Annotated in this window: 26 protein-coding genes, 1 pseudogene and 1 other annotated feature; of the genes and pseudogenes, 18 read left to right on the top strand and 9 right to left on the bottom strand. The window is 36.1% G+C overall.

The genetic code is table 11. The features are described 5' to 3' along the window. Window positions 1–35 precede the first annotated feature (35 nt). Window positions 36–430: pseudogene (locus ACQKNR_RS09390) on the top strand (transposase); the annotation flags it as partial. A gap of 124 nt (window positions 431–554) precedes the next feature. Next, complete coding sequence (locus ACQKNR_RS09395; protein WP_427317264.1) at window positions 555–1,448, top strand: helix-turn-helix domain-containing protein; 894 nt, start codon at window positions 555–557, stop codon at window positions 1,446–1,448. 290 nt (window positions 1,449–1,738) lie between these two features. Here the strand turns inward: ACQKNR_RS09395 and ACQKNR_RS09400 are convergent, their stop codons facing one another. After that, on the bottom strand, window positions 1,739–2,230 hold the full coding sequence (locus ACQKNR_RS09400; RefSeq protein WP_001040149.1) for a YajQ family cyclic di-GMP-binding protein: 492 nt from the start codon (window positions 2,228–2,230) through the stop codon (window positions 1,739–1,741). Window positions 2,231–2,460: 230 nt separating this feature from the next. Between ACQKNR_RS09400 and ACQKNR_RS09405 the strand changes: the two genes are divergently transcribed. Then, complete coding sequence (locus tag ACQKNR_RS09405) at window positions 2,461–3,315, top strand: CvfB family protein (protein ID WP_427317266.1); 855 nt, start codon at window positions 2,461–2,463, stop codon at window positions 3,313–3,315. 51 nt (window positions 3,316–3,366) lie between these two features. Here the strand turns inward: ACQKNR_RS09405 and prsA are convergent, their stop codons facing one another. Further along, window positions 3,367–4,224 (bottom strand): peptidylprolyl isomerase PrsA, encoded by an 858-nt coding sequence (prsA, locus tag ACQKNR_RS09410; protein WP_427317268.1) that lies wholly within the window; start codon window positions 4,222–4,224, stop codon window positions 3,367–3,369. A gap of 130 nt (window positions 4,225–4,354) precedes the next feature. Beyond that, a complete protein-coding gene (locus ACQKNR_RS09415) occupies window positions 4,355–4,486 on the bottom strand; it encodes a DUF3941 domain-containing protein (RefSeq protein WP_001120847.1) in 132 nt (43 codons plus the stop codon). A gap of 100 nt (window positions 4,487–4,586) precedes the next feature. Here ACQKNR_RS09415 and ACQKNR_RS09420 point away from each other — a divergent pair, with 100 nt between their 5' ends. After that, window positions 4,587–5,444 (top strand): YitT family protein, encoded by an 858-nt coding sequence (locus ACQKNR_RS09420; protein WP_427317270.1) that lies wholly within the window; start codon window positions 4,587–4,589, stop codon window positions 5,442–5,444. A 26-nt stretch (window positions 5,445–5,470) separates the two neighbouring features. On the opposite strand, the gene ACQKNR_RS09425 is transcribed toward ACQKNR_RS09420, so the two are convergent. The 3 genes from ACQKNR_RS09425 to ACQKNR_RS09435 all read right to left on the bottom strand — a co-directional run bounded on the left by ACQKNR_RS09425 (window position 5,471) and on the right by ACQKNR_RS09435 (window position 6,726). Further along, on the bottom strand, window positions 5,471–5,668 hold the full coding sequence (locus ACQKNR_RS09425) for a DUF3813 domain-containing protein (protein WP_427317272.1): 198 nt from the start codon (window positions 5,666–5,668) through the stop codon (window positions 5,471–5,473). A 3-nt stretch (window positions 5,669–5,671) separates the two neighbouring features. Beyond that, on the bottom strand, window positions 5,672–5,812 hold the full coding sequence (locus ACQKNR_RS09430) for a competence protein (RefSeq protein ID WP_193411641.1): 141 nt from the start codon (window positions 5,810–5,812) through the stop codon (window positions 5,672–5,674). Window positions 5,813–5,916: 104 nt separating this feature from the next. Then, a complete protein-coding gene (locus ACQKNR_RS09435) occupies window positions 5,917–6,726 on the bottom strand; it encodes a Cof-type HAD-IIB family hydrolase (protein WP_427317274.1) in 810 nt (269 codons plus the stop codon). A 492-nt stretch (window positions 6,727–7,218) separates the two neighbouring features. Between ACQKNR_RS09435 and ACQKNR_RS09440 the strand changes: the two genes are divergently transcribed. Further along, entirely contained in the window at window positions 7,219–7,398 is a 180-nt protein-coding gene (locus ACQKNR_RS09440; RefSeq protein WP_000531421.1) for a YjzC family protein, read from the top strand. A gap of 212 nt (window positions 7,399–7,610) precedes the next feature. Continuing rightward, on the top strand, window positions 7,611–10,211 hold the full coding sequence (gene clpB, locus ACQKNR_RS09445; protein ID WP_427317276.1) for an ATP-dependent chaperone ClpB: 2,601 nt from the start codon (window positions 7,611–7,613) through the stop codon (window positions 10,209–10,211). A gap of 38 nt (window positions 10,212–10,249) precedes the next feature. Here the strand turns inward: clpB and ACQKNR_RS09450 are convergent, their stop codons facing one another. Next, window positions 10,250–10,432, bottom strand: coding sequence for a YjzD family protein (locus ACQKNR_RS09450; protein ID WP_193411638.1), 183 nt, complete (start codon window positions 10,430–10,432; stop codon window positions 10,250–10,252). Between the two features lie 156 nt (window positions 10,433–10,588). Between ACQKNR_RS09450 and ACQKNR_RS09455 the strand changes: the two genes are divergently transcribed. From ACQKNR_RS09455 to ACQKNR_RS09485, 7 genes are all read left to right on the top strand, one after another. Next, window positions 10,589–11,323: an alpha/beta hydrolase gene (locus ACQKNR_RS09455; protein ID WP_427317277.1), complete on the top strand. Its 735-nt coding sequence runs from the start codon at window positions 10,589–10,591 to the stop codon at window positions 11,321–11,323. A gap of 29 nt (window positions 11,324–11,352) precedes the next feature. After that, window positions 11,353–12,225, top strand: a complete 873-nt coding sequence (locus tag ACQKNR_RS09460; protein ID WP_427317279.1) for an NAD-dependent epimerase/dehydratase family protein — start codon at window positions 11,353–11,355, stop codon at window positions 12,223–12,225. A gap of 64 nt (window positions 12,226–12,289) precedes the next feature. Further along, window positions 12,290–12,466 carry a ComZ family protein gene (locus ACQKNR_RS09465; RefSeq protein ID WP_193411635.1) on the top strand — a complete coding sequence of 59 codons (177 nt, stop codon included), beginning with the start codon at window positions 12,290–12,292 and terminating at the stop codon, window positions 12,464–12,466. 246 nt (window positions 12,467–12,712) lie between these two features. Then, a complete protein-coding gene (gene fabH / locus ACQKNR_RS09470; RefSeq protein WP_427317281.1) occupies window positions 12,713–13,645 on the top strand; it encodes a beta-ketoacyl-ACP synthase III in 933 nt (310 codons plus the stop codon). A 30-nt stretch (window positions 13,646–13,675) separates the two neighbouring features. Next, on the top strand, window positions 13,676–14,914 hold the full coding sequence (gene fabF / locus ACQKNR_RS09475; protein ID WP_193411633.1) for a beta-ketoacyl-ACP synthase II: 1,239 nt from the start codon (window positions 13,676–13,678) through the stop codon (window positions 14,912–14,914). A gap of 106 nt (window positions 14,915–15,020) precedes the next feature. Then, window positions 15,021–15,812, top strand: a complete 792-nt coding sequence (locus ACQKNR_RS09480; RefSeq protein WP_427317282.1) for a DUF2268 domain-containing protein — start codon at window positions 15,021–15,023, stop codon at window positions 15,810–15,812. Window positions 15,813–15,956: 144 nt separating this feature from the next. After that, complete coding sequence (locus tag ACQKNR_RS09485) at window positions 15,957–16,703, top strand: YjbA family protein (RefSeq protein WP_427317284.1); 747 nt, start codon at window positions 15,957–15,959, stop codon at window positions 16,701–16,703. A gap of 81 nt (window positions 16,704–16,784) precedes the next feature. On the opposite strand, the gene trpS is transcribed toward ACQKNR_RS09485, so the two are convergent. Both trpS and ACQKNR_RS09495 read right to left on the bottom strand, forming a co-directional pair. Then, entirely contained in the window at window positions 16,785–17,774 is a 990-nt protein-coding gene (trpS, locus tag ACQKNR_RS09490; protein WP_427317286.1) for a tryptophan--tRNA ligase, read from the bottom strand. Window positions 17,775–17,849: 75 nt separating this feature from the next. Continuing rightward, window positions 17,850–18,066, bottom strand: a binding site (T-box leader). Between the two features lie 105 nt (window positions 18,067–18,171). After that, the gene (locus tag ACQKNR_RS09495; RefSeq protein WP_427317288.1) at window positions 18,172–18,552 is read right to left on the bottom strand and encodes a DUF3899 domain-containing protein; all 381 of its coding nucleotides are present in this window, start codon (window positions 18,550–18,552) and stop codon (window positions 18,172–18,174) included. A gap of 319 nt (window positions 18,553–18,871) precedes the next feature. Between ACQKNR_RS09495 and ACQKNR_RS09500 the strand changes: the two genes are divergently transcribed. The 5 genes from ACQKNR_RS09500 to ACQKNR_RS09520 all read left to right on the top strand — a co-directional run bounded on the left by ACQKNR_RS09500 (window position 18,872) and on the right by ACQKNR_RS09520 (window position 24,587). Continuing rightward, window positions 18,872–20,527, top strand: coding sequence for a peptide ABC transporter substrate-binding protein (locus tag ACQKNR_RS09500; RefSeq protein ID WP_427317290.1), 1,656 nt, complete (start codon window positions 18,872–18,874; stop codon window positions 20,525–20,527). 127 nt (window positions 20,528–20,654) lie between these two features. After that, a complete protein-coding gene (gene opp3b / locus ACQKNR_RS09505) occupies window positions 20,655–21,584 on the top strand; it encodes an oligopeptide ABC transporter permease (protein WP_427317292.1) in 930 nt (309 codons plus the stop codon). Further along, window positions 21,581–22,597 carry an oligopeptide ABC transporter permease gene (gene opp3C, locus ACQKNR_RS09510; protein ID WP_427317294.1) on the top strand — a complete coding sequence of 339 codons (1,017 nt, stop codon included), beginning with the start codon at window positions 21,581–21,583 and terminating at the stop codon, window positions 22,595–22,597. Before opp3b ends, opp3C begins: the two co-directional genes overlap by 4 nt. Window positions 22,598–22,615: 18 nt before the next feature. Then, on the top strand, window positions 22,616–23,659 hold the full coding sequence (locus ACQKNR_RS09515) for an ABC transporter ATP-binding protein (RefSeq protein ID WP_100061112.1): 1,044 nt from the start codon (window positions 22,616–22,618) through the stop codon (window positions 23,657–23,659). Then, a complete protein-coding gene (locus ACQKNR_RS09520) occupies window positions 23,652–24,587 on the top strand; it encodes an ABC transporter ATP-binding protein (protein ID WP_427317296.1) in 936 nt (311 codons plus the stop codon). The genes ACQKNR_RS09515 and ACQKNR_RS09520 overlap by 8 nt, the downstream gene beginning before the upstream one ends. The last annotated feature ends 43 nt before the right edge of the window (window positions 24,588–24,630 follow it).

Here is a 24,630-nt window from a genome sequence, read left to right on the forward strand (position 1 = left end):
CATGGATAAAAAAGGAAACGAAGAGATTTCTTATGATGGCATTCAAAAATCATCGTGATGAACGTGTATCAGTTTCTATAGAAGGGTTAGTTCGCAAGACCGTTTTCTTCGTGCGATTGAAGCAACAATTAGTTTTAATTTTACTGAAGAAAAGCTACGTCCTTATTACTGTGAAAACAATGGTCGTCCTTCTATTCATCCTATTGTTTTATTTAAGATGATGTTTATCGGATATTTTTATGGCATTCGCACAGAACGTCAGCTAGAAAAAGAAATTAAAACAAATATCGCATAACGTTGGTTTTTATGGTTTTCTCTATCAGATACGATTCCGGATCATTCTACAATCAGTTGGAATCGCCGTACCCGTTTCATCCATACAAATATTTTTGAAGAAATCTTTGGTGAGATTGTGGGTCAAGCGACGGAGTAGCGTATGATGGGAGGAAAAAACCTTTAAAACAAACAATAATTGCAACTATATTGATTTTACATTACATTAAAAGTTAGAGAATATTCTTATACTAATAAAGTGCTAAATATTAGGGGGGAAAATGGAATTTTACGATTTGGGTATTACCATTAAAGAACTTAGAATTAAAAAAAATATATCACAATCCGAATTATGTCATGGAATTTGTTCACAAAGTCAAATTAGCAAAATAGAAAAAGGTATGATTTATCCATCTAGCATATTGTTATATCAATTATCTGAAAGACTTGGTATTGATCCAAATAGCATATTTGCACTAACTCAAAACAAGAGATTGAGATATACAGAAAATGTAAAATGCGTAATGAAAGATTGCATAAGGCAACAACAATATAAAGAAATTCATGAAATAGTAAAAAAAGAAAAAAATGAAAATAACTTCCAAACAAAAGAGGATAAACAATTTCTAATATGGCATGAAGCGATTGCTATATTTCATGTGAATAACTCAATAAAAACAGCTTTAAACCTTTTAAATAATGCATTAAAACTAACTTTAACCAATGTTGATGTTTTATCAGAAAGGGAAATAGATATTCTGCATACAATGGCCTTATTTCATGCGAAAAATAAAGAATACGAAAAAAGTATTAATATATTGAGAAGATGTTTAAATAATTTTAATAAATTAGACTTTCCTAGAAACAAAGAAATTAAATTAAAAATAATTTATAATTTAGCAAAATCTTTAGGCCTGACATATCAACATGAAGAGGCAATAAAATACCTTGATAAGGGCATCAAATTAGCTATTAATCTAAATACTTTATACTTATTGGGTGAACTATACTATGGGAAAGGCTGGAATTTATTGAGACTTAAACAACCTAATGAAGAAGATGTTGCTAATAACATGAAAAAAGCGTTATTTATATTTGAACTAACAGAAAACGAAAATAAAATAAAAATCATTAAAGAAAAATATTTTGAAAACCAAAATAAAAAACAACCATAATTTCTAAAAAACTATTGGAAAAGGCACCCTTATATAGGTGCCTTTTCTTTATAAAATATTGCTAGTAAAAAAAGAATGCTTAGATGAATCCTTTTAATCATAATTTATCATATGATTTTTTACCTGCTTGTTTTCACTTCTGTCTCTTTACGTGATTTGTGCATTTCGTCAATTTGTTTCATTTTCTTATCATCCATATGAGAGTTCTCTTTTATATCCACTGGCTTGTCCTTGTAATATCGTCCCTACACGTTAAAAAGAAAACTCCTCTCATTAGAGGAGTTTTCTTTTTAGCGGTAGTTAATAAATTGTACGTCAATCGGTAAGTCAGCGCTGCGAACGGCTGCGATTACTGCTTGTAAGTCATCACGGCTTTTCGCTGTAACACGTACTTGATCATCTTGTACTTGTGTTTTTACTTTTAATTTCATTTCTTTAATGATGTTGTTAATTTTTTTCGCATTATCTTTATCGATACCTTGTTGAAGTGTTGCGCGTTGGCGAACAGTGTTACCAGTCGCAGCTTCAACTTTTCCGTAATCTAAGTTCTTAATTGGAACGTTACGTTTTACAAGTTTAGAAATAAGAACGTCTTTTACTTGCTCTAATTTGAACTCGTCGTCAGAAGTTAAAACAAGTACTTCTTTTTCTAATTTAATATCACTTTTACTTCCTTTAAAATCATATCGGTTTTGGATTTCCTTTAATGCGATGTTAATTGCGTTTGTTACTTCAGGTAATTCGACTTTCGAAACGATGTCAAAAGAACTATCTTTTGCCATAGTTAGCACCTCCAAATAAATTTCTAATCTTTTTATGTACTGTACATACTAAAGTATAGCTGAAAACGCGTCTAGACTTAAGTGTTTTCATACTTATATTCATGTAACCTCATTTTATTATAGTGAATTTTGGGCAGTTGGACAAATAAAGGAAAAATCGTGTTATAATTAACTTTTGTTTGGAATGATAAAAAAGATAATTTTATATATATAGAAGGGAATTAAAAAATATGTATTTGCAATTAGGATCGATTGAACAGGTAACTGTTTTACGCGAAACGGAAATCGGATATATGGTTGGGAATGAAGAAGAAGAAATCTTCCTACATAAAAACGAAGTAGCTGGAGAAATTGAAGAAGGCGATACGATTGATGCATTCTTATATCTTGATCATCAAAATCGTATTTCAGCAACAATGAAGGAACCAATTATTACAACACATGATTGGAATTGGGTAAAGGTTGTAGAAGTTATTCCTAGTTTAGGTGTGTTTGTTGATATTGGTGTATCAAAAGATATACTAATTCCAGCTGATGAGTTCCCAATTTACACACCAGTTTGGCCAGAAGTAGGCGACGAATTATATTGTACGTTAAAATTAACGAATCGTGATCGTTTAATTGCTCTTCCAGCAAGAGACAGTGATATGCAAGAAATCGTCGTAGATGCGACGCCATCCATGCGTAATAAAAATGTAAATGGACGTGTATATCGTTCACTTCAAGTAGGTTCATTCGTATTAACAGATGAGCATTTCCGTGCATTTTTACACCATACAGAAAGAAAAGAACAAGTCCGCATTGGTGAGCGTGTAACAGGTCGTATTATTGACGTGAAAGACGACGGTACAATTAACATTTCACTTCTTCCTCGTAAAGAAGAAGGAATGGAAGATGACGCAGCGGTTATTTTTGAGTACATGGAAAGCCGCGGCGGAGCAATGCCGTTTTGGGATAAGAGCCACCCGGAAGATATTAAAGAACGCTTCAATATGAGTAAAGCTGCGTTTAAGCGTGCACTTGGTAAGTTGATGAAAGAAGAAAAGGCTTACCAAGAAGAGGGCTGGACGTACTTTAAGAAATAAATTGAATAAAAAGCACCGCCTTACTTTTTATAAAAATAGGGCGGTGCTTTTTTAGTTCGCTGGCTCAGACACAAGTGTAAATGTATCTTTCAAATCACTGTCATTTATTTTAATATTTGCCTTTTTTAATTCATCTTGTAATAATTTTTGCCTGAAGGAAGGGTCTGCAATGCGCTCTTCTTCTAAGCGTTTACGTATAGAGTCTTTCACTTCATCGTAAGGTTTTAAATCTTTTTTACCAGTTAATTTAATAATGTGATAACCGTTTGGTGATTTAACGGGATTGCTAATTTCTCCAACCTTTAGTTTGTAGGCAGCTGTTTCAAATTCAGGTGCCATTGTACCTGACACGAAGTATCCGAGGTCACCGCCTTTATCTTTTGATAGTAGATCTTGCGATTCTTGTTTTGCTAATTCTTCAAAGGAAGCACCAGCGTCTAATTGTTTCTTTATTTCTTTCGCTTCATTTTCGTCACTGACTAAAATGTGACTCGCTTGAATTTCTGGTTTATAGTGGTCTTTCACGTCTTTTTCTGTAACACTTTTCTTAATCGCTTCGTTTATAGCGAGTTTGAACCTAATTTGATTTTTGAAATCAGCTTCATCTTTTAAACGATTGTTTTCTAGTACTGTTTTGAATTGGTCTCCATATTGATTTTTCGCTTTTTGTACTTCTTTATTTACATCATCGTCAGATACTTTATATTTTTTCGTGATAACGTCTTGTGCCATCATTTCATATAGCATGTCTTTTCCGTAACGGTCTTTCAACTGTTTTTCGAAGTCGCTCTGCGTTATGGTTGAGTCTGTTGCTGTAGCGACTGTAGCTGAGCCGTTTTTTTGTCCACAAGCAGATAGCATTAATATACTTATTAGTGCAGTAATAATGAAAATATGTTTTCCTTTCATGCTAACACCTCATCCGAATATGTTATCGCTATTGTAGAATATAGAAGTGAACATGAAGTGAATTTTTAATGTTTTTTTCCTGCAAAATGTAAAAAAAGTACATCAACATAATTGTTGATGTACGATGTAATCAAAGGTGATCAGTCTTCTTGGAATATGCACGCTTGCCTTGCTGAATATTTTTTTGCTCTTGCTCATTTTTTTGCGCACGTTTTGCATTGTTATCACGTGCCTTTTTGTCGTTATCACTCGTATGTGGCATATGTATCAACTCCATTTCTAAACGTTGTACGTTTATCATTTCCTTTTTCGTAAAGACTATGTATAGCGGTGCATTTATGAATCATAAAGGTGGATTAGAAATGGATTTGAAGTTAAATTATACCGAACTTATAAAGAAATTAATCGTTGTAATCGTCGCAGGTTTATTAAATGCGATTGGAATGAATTTGTTTTTAACACCAGCAAAAGTGTATGCGAGTGGATTTGCAGGATTGTCACAATTAATATCGCAGCTATTAGGTGATTTTTTATCTATTCATATATCTACAGGGGTATTGTTTAGCTTATTTAATATTCCAGTCGTTATTTTAGCGTGGAAAAAGGTTGGGAAGGCTTTTACGTTTTTTAGTTTTCTGTGCGTTATATTTATGACTTTGTTTTTAGAAATTATCCCAGTTCGAGCGGTTTCGAACGATATTATATTAAATGCGATTTTTGGCGGGATTATTTCAGCGATTGGGGTAGGGATCGCGTTAAAATGGGGTGCTTCTACAGGTGGTTTAGATATCATTGCGATGATTTTATCTAAGATAAAAGATAAACCTGTCGGCACATACTTTTTCTTTTTTAATGCAATTATCATTATCGCTGCGGGTTATGTATATGGGTGGGAAAAAGCGTTATATACGTTAGTGACTTTATATGTGTCAACGAGAATTATTGATGCCATCCATACTCGTCATGTGAAAATCACAGCGTTAATTGTTACGAAGAATGGTGCAGACGTACGAAAGGCAATTCACTCCCGATTAGTGAGAGGGATTACGACTATACCTGCAACAGGTGCTTATACAAATGAAAATAAAGAAATGTTAATGATGGTTATTACCCGTTATGAGTTGTATGAATTAGAGAGGATTATTAAACAAGTGGATCCAGGTGCATTTACAAATATACTGCAAACAGTTGGGGTGTTCGGATTGTTTCGAAAAGATTAAAGAGGACCAAAGCTGGTCCTCTTTTTTTAATGCAAATTCGTAATGTTTTGCAACTGCTCCTGCATTTCACGTAGCTGAACTTTTTCAGCAGTTGAAGAGTTTGCGTAAGCAGAGTGCAAAGCGTTTTTTGCTCTATAAACGAGTTCTTGTTGCTCAGCGCCACTTGAACAAGAAACGGCACTTGCGACAGCATCTCTAGCTTGTTGGAATAGTAAGTTCCCCATTATTTAGACCCCTCCAAGAGAAGAGTTGTTTCTTGCTTTTTCTGCCTCAGCTAATGTACCTCTGTACGGGAATCTTGCATCATGCTTCATAACAGCATCGGCTCCTTGCTGGATAAAACGTTTTGATTTGTTCTTTTTACCCATTCCAAAAACCTCCCTTATTTAGCTGAAAACAATTGACGCGCTTTTTTCGCGTCTAATCATAGTATGAGCGTTTTGCGAGAAACTATAAGTAGGGAATTTTTAGATTACAGCCCAAGAACCTCTTCTAAATAAAGAGCAATGCCGTCTTCTTCGTTCGTTAATGTCGTATGGTTTGCGAGTGATTTTAATTCAGGAATTGCATTACCCATTGCGATTCCATGACCAGCAAATTCAATCATTTCAAAATCGTTATCTTCATCACCGAAAGCAATAATTCGCTCTTGAGGGATATTATAATGGCCTGAAATTTTTTGTAATCCGACAGCTTTATTTAATCCGCTTTTTACAATTTCAATAATTGGCCAAGGTGCACCCCATTTTCTATGGTCGATAACTTCAGCGTGCATATCTGTTAAATGTTGACGAATGGCAGCGGAATGCTCATCATGTGCGTCGATTAATAAACAAGTTGGATGATCGTTTAAAATATTTAATAAGTCTCCTGTAAAAATCTTCGGAGAACCGAATTCGAAAATATGCTTTTTATCTTCATCAATTTCACGAACATACACATCATCCATAACTTCAGCGTATATATTCTTTACACCAAAATCAAAGCAAGCTCGGACAATTTCTTGCGCTGTTGAAAGCTCAAGAGGAGAGTGGTGTGTGCCCCAGTTTGAATCAAGTGGATGGTGCACGTAAGCGCCATTAAAGTTTACGATAGGTGTATTCAGACCGAGTTCTTTATAGTAATCATAACTAGCGCGGAATGGGCGTCCTGTTGAAATGACGACAATATGCCCTTGTTCCTTTGCTTTTGCAATTGTATGTTTTGTTCGAGTGGAAATTATTTTGTTGTCTGTTAATAAAGTGCCGTCTAAGTCTAATGCGATTAAATGTTGTTTATTCATAATTTCACCTCTTATAATAATTTTTTTATTTATATCTGTATTTCCGTTTTTAATATGCAGAAATAAGAGGTAAGACTCGGTGAGACCACCATAGATGGGAAGTTCACTATATATCCATCTTACGTCGCAAAGTGCTGTGGTGTCTACTATTTATCGTTGGAAATTAGGAAAAGTCAACATCTTTTTAGAAAGTTCAAACAATGTTTCTTTCATTATGTACAAATTGTGAAAAGGGTTACATCGCTTGCATGATGAGGCTTATAATGAACATGTAATCTTCTCGTATATGTTTGACTCTCCTTTGAAACTAGCCTAAAGTAGGTTGGTTTCTTTTTTTTCTACAAATAGGAAAGAAATCCCTGCTTAAGCTTGTGTCATTCATATATATGTACAAGAAGGAGATGTAGTACTTGTTTCCTAAACATGACAGAAAAGCTTTCTTTTAAAATGGATATACTAATGAGGCAAAGACGTCATGGAAGGAGAATGAAAATGGGACAAAATCGCAGGTTTCGTTCTGGACAAAAAGCGCCAAATGATGGTATTTACGTAGAAATTGGTGAAACGGGAAGTATGGTGAAAGATCCGCAAATGGTAAAATTAACTGCCGGTGAAAAGTTTCCAGATAACACGAATCATAACCGTCAGTGGACATATAAAAGAAAACCGTAACAGAAGCCGCAATCGTTATTGCGGCTTTTTTGTCGTTACGTTTCATAATTTTATTTACTGTATCTTTCTTGAGAAACATAATGAATGTCCCCTTTTTCTTTTTCCAATAATAAGTTTGAAAATACATAAGCAAATTTATTGTATAAAAAAGTCAGTTGGCGTATAATCAAATCAAAGGTCAAAGAAAGTCAAACATTTGGAGGGCTGTAAAGATGGACTTAAATCAAATGACAACGAAAACACAAGAGGCGATTATGAGTGCCCAATCTTTAGCGGTATCTCATCATCATCAAGAAGTGGATACTGTTCATCTATTACTTGCATTATTAGAAGAGCAAGATGGATTGGCAGTACGTATATTTCAAAAAATGAATGTCGATATAGAAGCATTAAAGCAAGCTGTAGAAAGCTTAATTAAAAAGAAACCTTCTGTAACGGGAAGCGGAGCAGAAGCTGGGAAATTGTATATAACAAATGCTTTACAACAACTGCTTGTAAGAGCAGAGAAAGAAGCAGAGAAACTGCAGGATGATTACATTTCAGTAGAACATGTATTGCTTGCTTTTTCAGAAGAAAAAGGCGATATCAATCAATTATTTACAAGATTTCATATTACGAAAGATAACTTATTGCAGTCTTTAATGACAGTTCGGGGGAATCAAAGAGTGACTAGTCAAAATCCAGAAGCAACTTATGAAGCGTTAGAAAAATATGGTCGTGATTTAGTGGCGGAAGTGAGAGCAGGGAAAATTGATCCTGTTATCGGTAGAGATAGTGAAATTCGCCGCGTTATTCGTATTCTTTCACGTAAAACGAAAAATAACCCTGTTTTAATTGGTGAACCAGGTGTTGGTAAAACAGCAATCGTTGAAGGATTAGCACAGCGTATAGTGAAAAAGGATGTACCAGAAGGATTAAAAGATAGAACAATCTTTGCGTTAGATATGAGTGCACTTGTAGCTGGTGCGAAATTTCGTGGTGAATTTGAAGAGCGTCTGCAAGCTGTATTAAATGAAATTAAAAAGAGTGAAGGTCGCATTTTATTATTCATTGATGAACTTCATACAATCGTCGGCGCTGGTAAAACAGAAGGAGCGATGGATGCAGGAAATATGTTGAAACCAATGCTTGCGCGTGGCGAACTGCATTGTATTGGGGCAACGACATTAGACGAATATCGCAAATATATTGAGAAAGATCCAGCGCTAGAAAGACGTTTCCAACAAGTATTAGCAGAAGAACCAACTGTTGAAGATACAATTTCAATTTTACGTGGTTTAAAAGAGCGTTTTGAAATTTATCACGGTGTAAATATTCATGACCGCGCAATTGTAGCAGCGTCCGTTTTATCAGATCGATATATTTCAGATCGTTTCTTACCAGATAAAGCGATTGATCTTGTTGACGAAGCGTGCGCAACAATTCGTACAGAAATTGATTCTATGCCAACAGAATTAGACGAAGTAACGCGTCGCATTATGCAGTTAGAAATTGAGGAAGCGGCTCTTGGGAAAGAAACGGACCGTGGTAGCCAAGAACGTCTAAAAACGTTGCAACGTGAATTATCGGATTTAAAAGAAGTTGCAAGTGGCATGAGAGCGAAATGGGAGAAAGAAAAAGAAGATATTCACAAAGTTCGTGACTTACGTGAACATTTAGAGCGCTTGCGCCGTGAGTTAGAAGAAGCAGAAGGTAATTATGATTTAAATAAAGCAGCTGAACTTCGTCACGGGAAAATTCCTGCTATTGAAAAAGAGTTAAAAGAAGCAGAAGAAATGGGCGCGCATAATAAGCAAGAAAACCGTTTATTACGTGAGGAAGTAAGTGAAGAAGAAATTGCCGAGATTGTTTCACGCTGGACTGGTATTCCTGTCGCAAAACTCGTTGAAGGTGAACGTGAGAAATTACTACGCCTAGAGCAAATTTTATCAGAGCGTGTAATTGGACAAGAAGAAGCGGTAAGCTTAGTATCAGATGCAGTGCTTCGCGCTCGTGCTGGTATTAAAGATCCGAATCGTCCGATTGGTTCCTTCATTTTCTTAGGACCGACAGGTGTTGGTAAAACAGAACTTGCGAAAACGTTAGCACAGTCTTTATTCGATAGTGAAGAGCAAATGATCCGTATCGATATGTCTGAGTATATGGAGAAACACGCAGTGTCACGTTTAATCGGTGCGCCTCCTGGATACGTAGGATATGAAGAGGGCGGTCAATTAACAGAAGCAGTGAGACGTAAACCGTATTCCGTTATTTTGTTAGATGAAATTGAAAAAGCGCACCCAGAAGTGTTCAACATTTTATTACAAATGTTAGATGATGGACGCATTACAGATTCACAGGGCCGTACAGTAGACTTTAAAAACACAGTTATTATTATGACTTCAAATATTGGATCTGCTCACTTATTAGACGGATTAGAAGAAGATGGTTCGATTAAAGAAGAATCAAGAGAGCTTGTAATGGGCCAATTAAGAGGACATTTCCGACCAGAATTTTTAAACCGTGTCGATGAAATTATATTATTCAAACCACTTACAACGAATGAAATTAAAGGTATTGTTGATAAAATTGTAAAAGAATTACAGAGTCGTTTAGCTGACCGTCATATTACGGTAGAATTAACAGACTCTGCAAAAGAATTCGTTGTAGAAGCTGGCTTTGATCCAATGTACGGGGCTCGTCCATTAAAACGATATGTACAGCGCCAAGTGGAAACAAAATTAGCACGCGAATTAATTGCAGGCACAATTACTGACAATAGTCACGTAGTTGTCGATGTTGAAAATAACGAATTAGTCGTTCATGTGAAATAAAAATAAAAAAGAGTTCGGATAAAATCCGGACTCTTTTTTTAGTGTTGTTCTACTGGCTCGTTTGGAATCGTAGCTGAAATCGCTAGTACTAATACAGCAAGAACAACTGAGAAAATAGACGCTTGGTTAAAATCGTATGCACCGCCAGTCATAGAGCCGATTACATAGCTCATCATATGTACAAGCAAGAACGACCAAATTAATGCCCAAATGAAACGCATATTTTACACCTCTATTCGTTCAATCTGTCCTTATTGTAACACAATTGAAAAAAGAATATAGAAAAATATTTGTAGATTTTTCAACGCAAATTCGCATTCCTTTCATACAGTATAAAAGAGTGGTTTTATATGTTTAGAAAATAAGGCGGGAGAAAAATGAGTGTTACGGAACGTTTTTTTTACTTAGAAAAAGAACCATGTGTAATTTATTTACCGGAGAAGCCGAATGGATTTTCTGTTATGCTTCTCGGTGATTACAACTACTTTATTGAGAATGGTACAAGTTTATGGACACAGCATGCAGGAAGAGCTTATTTTTTACATGGTCTTATTGAGGAAGGCTACACGGTCTTTTCCTCTAATTTATACGGGAGACATTGGGGGAACGATCAATCTGTTTGTCTAGCAAAACGTTTATATGATGTTGTTTTAAGAAAAGAGACGTTAAATGCGAAAATGCACATTATGGCAGATGGTATGGGGGCACTTGTAGCGCTTGAGATGATGAACAAATACCCTGAATGTATACGTTCTGTCGTTATGCTAAATCCTTGTTTAGATTTACCAGAATATGTAGAGTTTGAGAAAGAGCATAAGTTTTTTTACAAAAGATTATTGAAGGAATTAAGTTTGGCGTATGATTCCAAAGAAGAAGAATTAGAATCAAAAATTAACAAGAAATCATTTGCACTTCTTCCGTCTTGTGTACCTGTTAAAATTTTCGTATCAACACAAGAAAAAAGAGGAAGAAAACAATTGTTACGTAAATATGAGAAAATGAGGCAATTAAATCAATGCGATACTTCTGTCTTATTTCATCTGCAAGATGTGAAATATAAAATGGTTAGACAAACGAATGATTTCTTTAAAAAATATGAAGAAGAATTGTGAAGCTCCCATATACATAAATGAGGAGCTATTTGTTTCAAGGGGAAAGGGTTGGTGGTATGGAACGCGTGCTGATTATAGGTGCACTTACGTTTGTAGGTTATCACCTTGTGAATAAAATGATTGCAGAAGAAGTAGAAGTGTATGGTCTTGATTTTGATGAATTCGATAGTATGACAAAAATTAATGAAGAGAAGTTATTGTTAATTGGGCGAAATGCGTTATTTACGTATTATTCGATAAGAGATGAAGATGGCTGGAGATCAGTGGAGGAAGAAAACTTCGATACCGTTTACTTTTGCTTGTATGAACCAAATCAGCAAAGCGGCTTTCGAAATGAAAGAGTCATATTACAATATTTAAAGCGGATTATAAGAATGTGTGAAGAACAGAAAGTAAAGTTAAATTTACTTTCTTCTATTGAAATAGGAAGCGCGGACGAATCCGAAAATAAACGTCTATTTTCAAAAGTGGAAGAAGGATTGAAAAAGTGGAAATTACAATATAGTGTATTTCGAGTTCCTACATTATATGGGCCGTGGCAACCATCCTTTATGATGTATCATCAGCTCATTTTATCAGAGCTGGATGAGAAAGAATGCCATTGTACGAGTGAGGAGCAAGGAAGCGATTTACTTTACGTTGAAGATGTATGTGAATACTTATGGGAAAATGGAACGAATGGGGAGTATCTTGGTATATACAATTTACTTAGTGGTAAACAGTCGTTATGGGCAAAAGGTATGAACCTTTTGCGTGCAGATGATAAAGTGAATGAAAAAAATAAGGAAGTAAGAGATGAAGCTGTCGAGGTTGTTACGATAAAAAGAAATACCCCGTTAGAATACGGTTTAAATAAGCAATTGGCACATATGAAAAAATATAAAGAGTTATACGAAGGGTAGTGCACGTGTTACACTATTGTATGGATAATGGATTGAAAGCTTTGTATGGAAAGGGAGATAAAACATGAATGAAAAAAACATGCAATTTTTACAAATCGCAATGAAGCATTTACCAGAAGCAAAGGCAATTTTAGATTCAAATGGAATTGCGCTTGATATGGAGAAAGCACAGCCAGTATTAGAGTTATTGATGAAAGTTATGAACGAAGCATATGAGCTTGGGAAAGCGGATAAAGAATAAAACAAAAACCTTCTTTTTGAGGGGAGAGGCTCGAACCGCGGGTAGAAGCGGTTAGGGCCTTTTTTATTTCGAGCGAAGTAAGGATAAGGATAGGGAAAGGTATGTTTCTGTTTCTTTTCATGAAAAATAAGGTGAATCATGCGCTAGCTTTATGCTTTAGCTGAAATATATTCTAGACAAAAATACATTTATGTTTTAAAATTAGTACCAAGTCATAACAATTGATATAAAACGGAGGGCTGCGATGTGAACGTGGGCATTTTAGGGATCGGAAGATATGTGCCGGAGAAAGTAGTCACAAATCACGATTTAGAGAAAGTAATGGATACATCCGATGAATGGATTCGTACGAGAACGGGCATTGCAGAAAGACGCATTGCCGATGATACAATAGATACTTCATATATGGCCGTAGAGGCTTCTAAAAAAGCACTTGAAAACGCTGGGGTTAGCGGAGAGGATATCGATCTTATTTTAGTGGCAACAGTAACGCCAGATCGTGCTTTTCCAGCAGTAGCTTGTGTGATTCAAGAAGCTATTGGAGCGAAGCACGCAGCTGCAATGGATTTAAGTGCAGCGTGTGCTGGCTTTATGTACGGAATGATTACAGCGCAGCAATTTATACAAACGGGAACTTATAAAAATGTATTAGTAGTTGGCAGTGATAAATTATCTAAAATTGTAGACTGGAATGATCGAAATACAGCAGTACTATTTGGAGACGGAGCCGGCGCTATCGTAATGGGAGCTGTTTCAGAAGGAAGAGGCGTTCTATCTTTCGAACTAGGAGCAGATGGAAGTGGTGGCAAGCACCTTTATCAAGACGAGTATGTTATGATGAATGGCAGAGAAGTCTTTAAATTTGCTGTTCGTCAACTTGGGGATTCTTGTCTTCGTGTGTTAGATAAAGCTGGCCTTACGAAAGAGGATGTGGATTTCTTAGTACCGCATCAAGCGAATATTCGTATTATGGAATCTGCAAGGGAGAGATTAAATTTACCACAAGAGAAAATGAGTATGACAATTGAAAAGTTTGGTAATACATCAGCTTCTTCAATTCCAATTGCAATGGTAGAGGAATTGCAAAATGGACGTATTCAAGACGGTGATTTAATTATACTTGTTGGTTTTGGCGGCGGATTAACATGGGGAGCAGTCGCTCTTCGTTGGGGTAAATAAGGACTGAGAGAAAAAAGGAGTGTATTTTGTATGGAAAAAAAGAGGGTCGTAATTACAGGACTAGGAGCTGTTACACCGGTCGGAACAGATGTTGAAACAGCTTGGGAAAACATTAAAAAGGGTGTATCTGGAATCAGACGACTTACAAGAATTGATCCGGAACTATTTCCAGCAAAAGTAGCAGCAGAAATTAACGACTTTGAAGTCGAGAAATATATTGATAAAAAAGAAGCGCGTCGTATGGATCGCTTTACACAATATGCAGTAGCAGCAGCGAAAATGGCAGTTGCGGATGCAAAGCTTGAAATTACAGAAGAAAACGGACCTCGAATTGGTGTATGGATTGGTTCTGGTATTGGTGGTATGGAAACATACGAAGAACAATTTAAGATTTTTACTGAGAAAGGTCCACGCCGTGTGAGTCCATTCTTCGTACCGATGATGATTCCAGATATGGCGGCAGGTCAAGTATCAATCGCGACTGGAGCAAAAGGAATTAATACTTGTTCTGTAACGGCTTGTGCATCTGGTGCAAACTCAATTGGTGATGCATTTAAAGCGATTCAGCGCGGTGATGCTGATGCAATGATAACTGGCGGAGCAGAAGCGCCGTTAACAAGTATGGCATTCGCAGGATTTAGTTCAGCGAAAGCTTTAACATTTAATGAAGATCCAGCAACAGCTTGCCGTCCGTTCGATAAAAACCGTAGCGGTTTCGTAATGGGTGAAGGATCGGGTATTCTGATTCTTGAAGAATTAGAGCACGCATTAGCTCGTGGTGCTCACATTTACGCGGAAATTGCTGGTTATGGTGCAACGGGTGATGCATTCCATATTACAATGCCTGCTCCTGGCGGTGAGGGCGGAGTACGTGCAATGCGTCAAGCTTTAGCGGATGCAGGTCTAGAGCCAGAAGATATTGATTACATTAATGCGCATGGTACAAGTACAGATGCGAATGAAAAGTATGAAACGATGGCAATTAAAGAAACGTTCGGTGAGCATGCTTATAAAGTAGCAATTAGCTCAACGAAATCAATGACAGGTCACTTATTAGGAGCAGCTGGTGCTGTAGAAGCGATCTTCTCTATTAAATCAATTACAGACGGAGTAATTCCTCCAACAATTAACTATGAAACACCAGATCCAGAATGTGACCTAGATTACGTACCAAATAAAGCGAGACATCAAGAAGTAAAAGCGGTATTAAGTAACTCACTAGGATTCGGTGGTCATAACGCAGTATTAGTATTTAAATCGTATAAATAATAGATGAAATAAGGTGTTTTTTCGTAATAAACTACGAAAAAACACCTTATTTATTTTTACGCCTTTTTCTTTTTTTGCATATACATAAGAAAAAGGAGGGATAAAGATGGGGATTGTTGAAACGGCCGAGTGGTTACATCTATATTATGGACGGCCAGAAAAGCTTTGTGAGAAATTTACGAAATATATTCCACTGCCAAAAGAAAGGTTGTATCGCTTTTTAATTTCTAAAGGTATGTATCGCCCGGTCATGCGAGGAGAACAGGAAATTAAAGAATTAGAGGAAAAAGAAATTTGGAAAAAACTTAGCATGGAGTATGAAAAATTGAAAAATTGGTTAAAGGGTCCAGATGTCCCTATCTTTATTTTGTTATCAGATTCCTATAATCGGACTGTACAAGAAGAATATAACGGAAAATCTGGATTATCTATGCGCCACGTTATTTTCTTGTTCGTGTGTGGACGGAATTCGGTGGAAGAATTAAAAGCTTTATTAGCGCATGAATATCACCATATATGCAGATTACATCAAATTGAGACGAAAGAAACGGAGTATACATTACTCGATACGATGATTATGGAGGGATTAGCTGAACAGGCAGTAACGGAAAGATATACAGAAAAAAATAATGCCCCATGGACGACGTATCTTTCAAAAGAAGAAGCAATTTATTATTGGGAAAATGTTGTACACGAAAGAATAAGTATAAAGCGAGGAACAAGAGAGCACGACATTTTATTAAATGGACTTCATTCCTATCCGAAAATGCTTGGCTACGCACTTGGATTTCATATTGTAAAAGATTGTGTAGCATTGGAAGAAGAAGATACACTATCTTTATTATCTATAGATGCGAAAGAAATATTGAGTAAAGCAAATACGTTTCATGTTTCATGAAAACACAGGAGCTCTATCTCCTGTGTTTCTTAGATATTATAGAAGAAAAAATAATAATTAGAATATATTTCCTTAAGTGGAATAAAGTTAAGCAAAAATGAACATAATGATTGGTACAAACAGTAGTGAAGTGAGGGGTAGAGAATGTTATATCTACATGATGTATGGGTAAATTGGTTTGAAGGTGAAGAAAATGGGTATAACGTTTGTCATTTTTACGAATGGCGGAAAGATGATACGATTGAGCTATTAGATCAAGTGCCATTATTAAAAGTAGATGCCACATTATATCATTACATCGAGAACGAATTGTTAGAGCTTCCACAAAAATTGTTGGAAGACGTACATCATAAGGCTTATATTCGTAAAAATCATGAACGTTTGCAGCAAGAGTATTGTTTTGTTGTTACAGATGGAAAAGGAATTATTGCGATTGATACAATTGGTTACAATGTACCAATTCGAAAAAGTAGACTGATACCTCGCCAAGAGCAGATGGTATATGAGATGGTAGAAAGCGTACAAGCAGAAAAGTATGAGTTTGAAGTAGAAGAAACAGCAAAAGAACATCATATTTTATCACCATCGCCTTTCATTATGAATGGCTTAACTCGTAAAGAAAGACAGCTAAAACAATTGTTATTTATGGCGTTAGATCAATTACATACAACGAAAAATACAGCGGAAATTCGCTATTGGTACACAGAATGGGATCCAGCAGCATATGGAATGGTCCAACATATGGAGTTTGAAGATATTTGGGCTAGACTATATGATGAAGCAAAAGCAGGCTGGTCTGAGAAGCATGAACAATTATGTGAGCGCCTTGTAAAAGGACAGCCATTTTTCGAAAAGTTATGGGAGATGGAAAATGAGCAGAAGGTAAATTAAAAAACCGCCAATTGGCGGTTTTTTAATTTTGTAGTAATCTAGCTCCAGCGGTAAGAATGTTCGGTGGCTTCGCTTTTTATGTTATCTACGTTTTCTGCTCAGTCCCATTGCGTTTTCTACTTTGCGTAGTTGTTTGAACGCAACGCGGTTTGCTTTTTCGGCACCTTTGTCTAGAATCTCGTCTAGTTCTGATGAGTTGATTAGTTCGTTATATTTGTCTTGGATTGGACGGATAGCTTCTACGACTACTTGTGCTAGGTCACCTTTGAAGTCGCCGTATCCTTTTCCTTCGTACATTGCTTCTATTTCTTCAACTGTTTTTCCAGAGAATGAAGAGTAGATTGTTAATAAGTTAGAGATTCCAGGTTTGTTTTCTTTATCAAATTTCACGATACCCTCTGAATCAGTTACAGCACTTTTAATTTTCTTTTCAATTGTTTTTGGTTCATCAAGCATACTGATCATTGATTTTGGATTCGGATCAGATTTACTCATTTTTTTCGTAGGTTCTGTTAATGACATAACGCGAGCTCCTACTTTTGGAATGCGAATTTCAGGAATTGTGAACACTTCACGGAAGCGTTTGTTGAAACGCTCTGCTAGATCGCGTGTTAATTCCATATGTTGTTTTTGGTCATCACCAACAGGCACGATTTCAGTGTTGTAAAGTAAAATATCAGCGGCCATTAATGGTGGATACGTAAGTAATCCAGCTGGAACTGAATCTCTACCAGAAGCTTTATCTTTATATTGAGTCATACGCTCTAATTCTCCAACGTAAGCAACAGATTGCATAATCCATCCTAGTTGAGCGTGTGCTGGTACTTCTGACTGTACAAATAGAGTAGCTTTTTCAGGATCGATGCCGCATGCAACATAAAGTGCAGCAAGGCTACGAATGTTTTTGCGAAGTTGTACAGGATCTTGAGGTACTGTAATAGCATGTTGGTTTACAATACAGAAATAACAGTCGTGTTCATTTTGAAGCTCTGTAAATTGCTTCATAGCTCCTAAATAGTTTCCAAGTGTAATCGTTCCACTCGGCTGAATACCAGAAAAGATAACTGACATAAGTAATTCCTCCTAAAATTGAATGCGTGATAGGGAAGAGAAGGCAAATAAAAAAGCCCATTCATCCCCAAAAACTATAGGGACGAATGGACCGCGGTACCACCCTAATTATTCCACTACTGTGAAATCTCTTTAATCCAAAATAACGTTTGGATATAACGCCAAAGCCTACTACTTTCGGTTCGGTTTGGTGCTCAAAAGCCCATTCCATATTGCGCAATTACTTGTTCACACCAGCCACAAGCTCTCTGAAACTGCCTCAATATGTACTCTTCTTTATCATCGCATACATATAAATTTATTTATTGTTAACTGAGCTCTTTTAATATGAAAGAACTAAAGTTTTATAACAAAATGTTTTGCTGATTATTATATCATATGGGATAGTGTTTGCAAACTACATCAAAATAGTAAAGCTGATAAGGGTCGAGAATACCCCGAGTATGATACCTGTAATACAAATAGGATATGTCCATTTGAATGAATATGTTTTATAAATACGTTCTTTCTTATTAACAGGTTCTTCTGATTCTTCGATTAAAGAGTCTATTTTTTTATTCGTACCAAATACTTTTTGGAAGGCGTAAAGAGTTATGTTGAAAAATCCATTTTGAAATATGAATAAAAAACCACCTATGAGAATAAAAAATAGTGCGATATAAAACGAGATATTGACAAAATTCAACAAAAATTGAGATGAAACGAGAAATGCGCCTATACTAGAAGTGATTATCGATACAAAAATTAGTATACAAGTATGAAAAAAATTTTTATTCAAAATATTCCCCTCCATCAAAATATTACTAGAATTATTATACTATAAAAGCTATAATAAGTACTAGAATTAATTTTTTGAAAATTATACGCAATTAGAGGTCTGATTTCAAGATGATGGTATCAATGTTAACCTATCCCTTTACAAAAAATTTAAAATATAAATATTTTATTAAAAATTTTAACAAAAAAACAAAAAACTATATTCACAATCGTCGTATTATATGTATAATGAAAATTGTAGAAACTTGGAGATTATTCTTTCAATTCTACTTTTTAACAAGTGAGGGTACAGGAAGTGCAATTAGGGGAGGCAACACAACATGAAGAAAAAGATACCGTTATTACTTGCATCAACTTTAACTGCAAGTATGTTGCTTGGCGCGTGTAGCTACCAAAAAGATGACGCAAAAGCAAAAGGGAAAGAGAACGCTACGAGTAGTAGTAACGGAAAACAGATTCTTAATTTAACAGAGTTATCTGAAATTCCGTCAATGGATGCATCATTAGCATCTGACTCTGCATCTTCTACAGCATTAAATAATACGATGGAAGGATTGTATCGTACCGGCAAAGATCAAAAGAGAATGCCTGGAGTTGCTGAAGATGTTCAAAAGCTAGATGATGGAAAGAAATACATATTTAAATTAAGAAAAGATGCGAAATGGTCGAATGGGGAACCTGTAACAGCTAAAGACTTTGTATATTCGTGGAAAAGAGCAGTAAATCCAGATACAAAAGCGACGTATTCGTACATTATGTTTGATATTAAAAATGCAGAGAAGATTCATAAAAAAGAATTACCTGCTGACCAATTAGGTGTAAAAGCGATTGATGATTATACATTAGAAGTGGAATTAGATAATCCCGTTCCTTACTTTGTTGATTTAACAGTGTATCCAGTATTTTACCCACTAAATGAAAACTTTGTAAAAGCACAAGGTGATAAGTTTGGATTAGAGGCAAATACAACATTATATAATGGGCCATTCGTTATGAGTGATTGGAAACATGAGCAAAGCTTCCAATTTAAGAAGAACCCATCGTATTGGGATAATAAAACGGTTAAAATCGAAGAAATCAATTTTAATATTGTAAAAAATACAGCAACTGATGTAAATTTATATGAGACAAATGCGATTGATCGTGCGGCTTTAACGTCTGAATTTGTTGATAAGTTTAGACAAAGCCCAGAGTTCCAAACAAGAAAAGAAGCCGGGGTTGCTTACTTAAGGTTTAATCAAAGTAATCAGTACTTAAGTAATAAGAACTTAAGAAAAGCAATTTCAATGTCCTTTGACCGTGATAACATTGCAAAAGTTATTTTAAATAACGGTGCAATTGGAGCTTACGGATTTGTTGGAAAAGATTTCGCTGAAGGTCCGAATAAAAAAGACTTCCGAGCTGAAAATGGAAAGTTGGCTGAAACGAATCCAAAAGAAGCGAAAAAGCTTTGGGAAACAGCGAAGAAAGAGCTTGGCACTGATAAAATCGAACTAGAATTCTTAAACTTTGATAATGAAGATGCTAAAAAGGTTGGCGAATTCTTAAAAGGTGAGATGGAAAAGAACTTACCTGGTTTATCGATTAAAATTAAACAACAGCCATTCGCTCAAAAAAATAAATTAGAAGATTCTCAGCAATATGATATTGCGTTTGGTATTTGGAGTCCAGATTTCCCAGATCCAATCTCATATTTAGATATGTTTGTTACAAATGGGTCTCAAAATAAAACAGGGTATTCTAATCCGAAATATGATGAGTTAATTCTAAAAGCTAAAACAGATACAAAAGATTTACAAGCTCGCTGGAATAACCTTTTAGAAGTAGAAAAAATGCTAGTTAAAGAGGATGCGGTAATCGCTCCGATCTTCCAAAAAGGTTCAGCGTATGTAGTAAAAGGTGCTGTAAAAGATATTATCCCAATCAACTATGGTGGTAGATTAACTTACAAATGGGCATCTGTTGAACAAAAATAATCTTTTTTTCCATCGTTTACAAGGGTATATGCCTATGATGGGCATATGCTCTTATTTTAAAAAAATAAAAGTAAGAATATTTTAAACTATCTTATTGCTTTTGAGAAAAACGGGGAGGTGCTTAACTATGGGACGTTATGTATTAAAACGTTTCGTGTACATGGCTTTGACATTATTTTTAATTACTACACTGACTTTCTTTTTGATGAAATTACTTCCGGGTTCTCCACTTAAAAACCAGGAGAAGCTATCACCGGCACAAAAGGAAATCATTCTTGAAAAATACGGATTGAATGATCCGGTACCAGTTCAATACGCACGTTACTTAGGTAACTTAGCAAAAGGTGATTTAGGGGTATCATTCCAATATGATAACCGCCCAGTAACAGACATGATTGTGGATCGTATTGGACCATCGGCACAACTAGGTTTACAAGCGATCATATTAGGAACATTTATTGGTTTAATTTTAGGAATCGTTGCGGCACTTCGTAACAATACATGGGTCGATTATGGGGCGACAATTATTTCCGTACTCGGGATGTCGGTACCATCGTTTGTATTCGCCGCATTACTACAATATTTCGTAGGGGTAAAACTTGGTTGGTTCCCAGTAGCATTCTGGAAAGGACCAGAGTTTACAGTAATGCCTACCATCGCTTTATCGATGGCAGTTATCGCAACAATCGCACGTTTCGCTCGTGCAGAATTAATTGAAGTTATGCAGTCTGACTACATTTTAACAGCGAAAGCGAAAGGAATTAGCCAAGGCGTTATCATTATCAAACACGCACTTCGTAACGCGTTAATTCCAGTTGTAACAATTTTAGGACCAATGGTTGCAGGTTTAATTACAGGGACACTAGTTATTGAGCAAATTTATGCTGTACCTGGACTTGGGGAACAGTTCGTTAAATCTATTACAGTGAATGACTATACAGTTATTATGGGAACTACAATTTTCTATAGTGCGATTTTCATCTTAGTTATTTTCATTGTCGATATTTTATACGGAATTATTGATCCTCGTATTCGTTTAGCGGGAGGGAAAAAATGATGAAAGATGTACAAAAATTATCTCCAGATTTATTTCAACCAGCCAATCAAAATAATGTTGATAATGAAGTCATTGCCCGTCCAAGCTTAACGTTTTGGCAAGATGTAAGAAGACGTTTGTTCCAACATAAAGGTGCGATGTTTGGCTTAGTATTATTAGGCCTTATTATATTACTAGCAATTTTTGGACCGATGGTAAGTAAACACTCGTATAAAGAGCAAGATTTAGGTCGTGCGAAATTACCACCAAAAATTCCTGTTATTGAAAATGTTCATTGGCTACCATTTGACGGTACAGATCAATATGGTGTTGACCAATATGAAAAACGTGATATTAAAGAGTATTTCTGGTTTGGTACAGATGATCTTGGCCGTGATTTATGGACAAGAACATGGGAAGGTACGCGTGTATCATTATATATCGCTCTTTTAGCAGCAGCAATTGACTTAATAATTGGGGTTGCATACGGAGGTATTTCAGCGTTCTATGGCGGCAGAGTAGATAATATTATGCAACGTATTATGGAGATTATTAACGGTATTCCATACTTAATCATCGTTATTTTAATGGTAATCATTATGGGATCTGGTATATGGTCAATTACACTGGCGATGGCGATTACAGGTTGGATAGGGATGTCGCGTATCGTTCGTGGACAAATCCTAAAATTAAAAAACCAAGAATATGTATTAGCATCTCGTACATTAGGTGCAACAAATACACAATTAATTGTAAAACACTTAATCCCGAACGTAATGGGACCAATTATCGTAATGACAATGTTTACAATTCCAACAGCAGTGTTTGGTGAGGCGTTCTTAAGCTTCATCGGTTTAGGTATTCAGCCACCATTCGCATCACTTGGTTCTCTTGTAAATGATGGTTATAAATCAATTCAAACGTATCCGCATATGATGTTCATCCCTGCGGTTGTCATCAGTATATTAATTTTGGCATTTAACTTAATGGCAGACGGATTACGCGACGCGTTAGATCCAAAAATGCGTAAGTAAAAGAGGGGAGAGGTAAAAATGAAAACATTGTTAGAGGTAAAAGATTTACAAGTCTCCTTTGATACACATGCAGGTGAAGTACAAGCTGTACGCGGCGTTACTTTTGATTTGAAAAAAGGAGAAACATTAGCAATTGTAGGAGAATCTGGTTCAGGGAAATCAGTTACTTCTAAAGCGTTAATGGGATTAATTCCGAATCCTCCTGGACGTATTAAAAATGGTGAAATCGTATTTGATGGCCGTGATTTAACAAAACTAACAGAAAAAGAAATGCAACAAGTACGTGGTAAAGATATCGCGATGATTTTCCAAGATCCAATGACATCATTAAACCCAACGATGACGATTGGAAATCAAATTATGGAAGGCCTTATTAAACACCAAGGGATGAGTAAAGCAGACGCACGTAAAGTTGCTTTAGAATTAATCGACCTTGTAGGTATTCCAAATCCAGAAGCGCGTTTAAAACAATATCCTCACCAATTCTCAGGTGGTATGAGACAGCGTGTAGTTATTGCGATGGCGTTAGCTTGTAACCCGAAATTATTAATTGCCGATGAGCCGACAACAGCGCTAGACGTTACAATTCAGGCGCAAATTTTAGAGCTTATGAAAGACATTCAGCAAAAAACAGAAGCGGCAATCATTTTCATTACGCATGACTTAGGTGTAGTAGCGAATGTTGCTGACCGAGTTGCGGTTATGTACGCTGGTAAAGTTGTTGAAATTGGAACTGTTGATGAAATTTTCTACAATCCAAAACATCCATACACATGGGGCTTAATCGCATCTATGCCAAGCTTAGATGGATCAGAGGAAGAATTATATGCAATCCCTGGAACGCCTCCAGACTTATTAAAACCGCCTAAGGGGGATGCTTTTGCACCACGTAACCCACAGGCACTGAAAATTGATTTTGAAATGGAACCACCTTTATTTAAAGTAAGTGATACACACTATGCGGCAACTTGGTTACTTCACGAGCAAGCTCCAGAAGTAAAGCCACCGGCAGTCGTTGAGAAACGCATTCTTCAAATGAAAGCAGGTGAACAACATGACTAAACAACGTGAGAAATTAATTGAAGTAAAAAATGTAATGCAGCACTTCGACGTGAGTGGTGGTGTTGTCAAAGCGGTTAATGATATTTCATTTGATATTTACCGCGGAGAAACATTCGGGCTTGTAGGAGAATCTGGTTGTGGTAAATCAACAACTGGAAGAACGATTATTCGTTTATATGATGCAACTGCTGGTGAAGTGTTGTTCGATGGTGAAAATGTACATGGTAAGAAATCACGCGCAGAACTGAAGAAATTCAATCGTAAAATGCAAATGATTTTCCAAGATCCATATGCGTCATTAAACCCTCGTATGACAGTAGGGGATATTATTGCAGAAGGTATTGATATTCACGGACTAGCAAAAAGCAAAAAAGAGCGTATGGACCGTGTTCATGAACTGTTAAACACAGTTGGTTTAAATAAAGAACACGCAAACCGTTTCCCACACGAATTCTCAGGTGGACAACGTCAACGTATCGGTATCGCTCGTGCACTTGCTGTAGAGCCTGAATTTATCATTGCCGATGAGCCAATCTCAGCGCTTGACGTATCGATTCAGGCGCAAGTTGTAAACTTGCTAAAACAGTTACAAAGAGAAAAAGGCTTAACATACTTATTCATTGCCCATGATTTATCGATGGTAAAATACATTAGTGATCGCATTGGTGTAATGTACCGTGGTCAAATCGTTGAGCTAACAACAAGTGATGAGTTATATGCGAATCCAATTCATCCATATACAAAATCACTATTATCAGCAATTCCGCTTCCAGACCCAGATTATGAGCGTAATCGTAAACGTATCGTATACGACCCATCACAGCATAATTATGGTAGTGAAGTGCCAACAATGCGTGAAATTCGCCCAGGACATTTCGTATTATGTTCTGAAGCAGAATATAAGAAATATAAAGAGATCTATCAATAAGAAAAAGAGCCATTCTTCTTTTACGGAAGGATGGCTCTTTCTA

It is taken from the genome of Bacillus sp. NPDC094077 (assembly GCF_050279465.1).
Classification (GTDB): Bacteria; Bacillota; Bacilli; order Bacillales; family Bacillaceae_G; genus Bacillus_A.